Origin of the sequence: Synechococcus sp. R8-2 (genome assembly GCF_047461715.1) — a bacterium.
GTDB lineage: Bacteria > Cyanobacteriota > Cyanobacteriia > Thermostichales > Thermostichaceae > Thermostichus.
Genome location: NZ_JANSHQ010000718.1, coordinates 1 through 2519, shown reverse-complemented (window position 1 = coordinate 2519; position 2519 = coordinate 1). Strand labels below are relative to the sequence as shown.

3 protein-coding genes and 1 pseudogene are annotated in these 2519 nt (G+C 58.1%); 3 read left to right on the top strand and 1 reads right to left on the bottom strand.

Features of this window, described 5'->3' with window-relative positions; translation table 11 throughout:
• Positions 1–177 (top strand): annotated as a pseudogene (locus NW819_RS14195) (phycocyanobilin:ferredoxin oxidoreductase); the annotation flags it as partial.
• Here NW819_RS14195 and NW819_RS14190 read toward each other — a convergent pair.
• On the bottom strand, positions 174–1007 hold the full coding sequence (locus NW819_RS14190; RefSeq protein ID WP_414414143.1) for a hypothetical protein: 834 nt from the start codon (positions 1005–1007) through the stop codon (positions 174–176). The pseudogene NW819_RS14195 and the gene NW819_RS14190 overlap by 4 nt on opposite strands.
• 462 nt (positions 1008–1469) lie before the next feature.
• Between NW819_RS14190 and prmA the strand changes: the two genes are divergently transcribed.
• Complete coding sequence (prmA, locus tag NW819_RS14185) at positions 1470–2360, top strand: 50S ribosomal protein L11 methyltransferase (protein ID WP_414414144.1); 891 nt, start codon at positions 1470–1472, stop codon at positions 2358–2360.
• A partial coding sequence (locus tag NW819_RS14180) for an RNA methyltransferase PUA domain-containing protein (RefSeq protein ID WP_414414142.1) occupies positions 2330–2519 on the top strand: 190 nt, incomplete at its 3' end. The genes prmA and NW819_RS14180, both read left to right, overlap by 31 nt.

Genomic DNA, 2519 nt, shown 5'->3' with positions numbered 1-2519 from the left:
CAGACGGATCCCGGCCAGATTTTGGCCCACTACCAGGGGCAGCAGCGCTATTGCAGCCAGCAACAGCAGAACGACCGCACCCGCCGCGTTTTGGAAAAAGCTTTTGGCCCCGCCTGGGCAGAGCGCTACATGAACACCGTCCTTTTCGATTTGCCTCCCAGTCCTATGCAGATCTAGACGGGATCCCCTTGCAGCCGCTGCTGGATGCTCAAGGCCAATTTTTGCCCCAGGAACTCCGGCATGGCTGGAGTTGAATCCGGCCCCAGCAAGTAGAAAATAAAGCGCGTCTGCTTGCGGCGGAGCATCAAGTTGAGGTTAACAACGGTCAAATCCTCCTGCGCGAGGGCCGTCATCACCCGGTAAAACGCGCCCGGCTGGTTGTCCACATCCACCAGAAGTGTGGGCAAATGAAACACCGGGTCAAAATAAAAAGAAACCTGCACGTCTTTTAGTCCGGCCTTGAGATCAAACTCCAGTGCCAAGGTTTCGTGAACGCGAAACACACCCGCCAGGCATTCGTGAATGGCCCGTTCTAGGCTGAGCTTGGTTTGGGAAGAAAGGCTGTGGCCATCGCGGGAGACAATGGTGCGGATAAACACCAGGTGCGGTGAGTAGATCTGCCCATAGAGATGGATGCCGTGCACCGAGAGATTAAAAGCGGTGAACACCCCAAACAGATCGCTGAGCAGGGAAGGTCGATTACGGTAGGCCAGACAGACCACCGTCTTGCGACCTTCGTCCTGCATCTGTACCACCGCCTTGCGGGTCTGGTAGAGGGTGTAAGCCAAGCGCAGATTTTGGGCCTGCACCTCGCTGCTGACAAACTGGCTGTAAAAAGGCGGAAAGCTCTGGTTAAAACGCCGCATCAGAGCGGATCGCGTCAGCGGCACGGAGTCCTTGCGGGTGCTGACTTTGAGCGGCTGGGGATCCTTATGGGCAGCCCTTTCCCCTCTGGTAATCCCCCAAGGAGCTACCTTCGGCTGCTGCCCTGACTGCTCAATTGACATCGACCTCGCCACCTGCATTGCTCTTTCTTCATCCTTACATCGTTGCTCAGTACGCCCTAGCCAAACCCCATCTATCCGCAAAATCACTGAGGCTCGGAACGAATGTCAACGCTGCATCCAATTCTTGTTCAATGCTTTTGGACTTAATCTATCTCACAGGGCTGAGCTGGTCATCCAAAGAGCCGCTGAGGGTCATCCCCCAATTGGGGGGATCCTTCCCTTCTTCGCTGCTGAACCGACGCTGTGAGCCTTTCAATCCCAGAATAGCCAGAATAAGCCTAAACTATGAATTGAGCAGAGCGCTGCAATTTTTGATATAAAGTGCCGCATTGAGTGCTGGCCGGCTGGGTGACATGAAGCGCTATCTTGTTGGCCATCACTTTGGTTTTTCCCTAGGTTTGTGAAGGGATCCCTGTGAGCAGAACTGTTGCCAATCCCACTCCGTTTTCGCCCGCACAAGCGCTGGACCCCGCTGGTGCTTGGTGGGATCTCAGTCTCATCGCCTCCCCTGCCCAAGAAGACCTGATCTTTTGGCGGCTGGAGAATTTTGGCTGTCGGGGCATGACCAGCCAAGCCCACGGCGAAGATCAGATTTGCATTCACGCCTATCTGCCTTGGCCTCACGTCAGCCTCTTGGATTTGGCAGCCCTCTCCCTGCGCCTGCAGCAGGATGCCCTCATTGCCGGTCAGCGGGTTCCCAAGCTGCGCTGGGAACGCATAGAGGCGGAAGATTGGAGCAGCAGTTGGAAGCAGCACTGGCAGCCCCAATGGGTCGGGGACAAGTTGCTCATTTGTCCGGCCTGGCTGGATCCGCCCCCTCACCCCGGTCGGCACCTGTTGCGGCTGGATCCCGGTATGGCCTTCGGCACGGGCACTCACCCCACCACGCAGCTCTGTCTGGAGTCGCTGGAGATGCGCCTGGAGGGCGGCGGGGGTGCCGAGGGAGTGACTGTGGCGGATGTGGGCTGTGGATCCGGCATTTTGTCGTTGGCGGCGGCCCTGTTGGGGGTGAAGCGGGTGTTTGCGGTGGACATCGACCCCCTGGCGGTGCAAGCCACGATGCACAACCGCGATCTCAACGGCCTGACGGATCGCATTGTGGTCGCTCAGGGCAGCCTGGAGCATATTCCCGAAATGGTGGATGGGTTGGTGTGCAACATCCTGGCAGATGTGATCCTGGATATGATCCCGGAGTTTCGGCTGGTGGTGAAGGAGGGGGGATGGCTAATCCTCAGCGGCATCCTCATCGAGCAGGCCAAGTTGGTGGCGGAGATGCTGGAGGCCAACGAATGGGTGGTGGCAGCCCTCTGGCGACGGGGGGAATGGTGTTGTCTGAACGCACGCATGACCTGAGCGCTTTGCCCCGATTGGCGATTGACCCAGCGCAGCGGGATCCCAGCGGTGTTCTCCATTTAACTGGTCTGCAACAGCACTACTTGCAGCGGGTACGCCGCCTCAGGCCGGGGGATCTCTTTTTGGTTTTGGACGGCTCAGGCAAGCTGTGGGCGGCCC

Excerpts from the sequence above, each read along its gene's own strand:
- NW819_RS14190 (WP_414414143.1), bottom strand. The coding sequence starts at position 1,007 with ATGTCAATTGAGCAGTCAGGGCAGCAGCCGAAGGTAGCTCCTTGGGGG.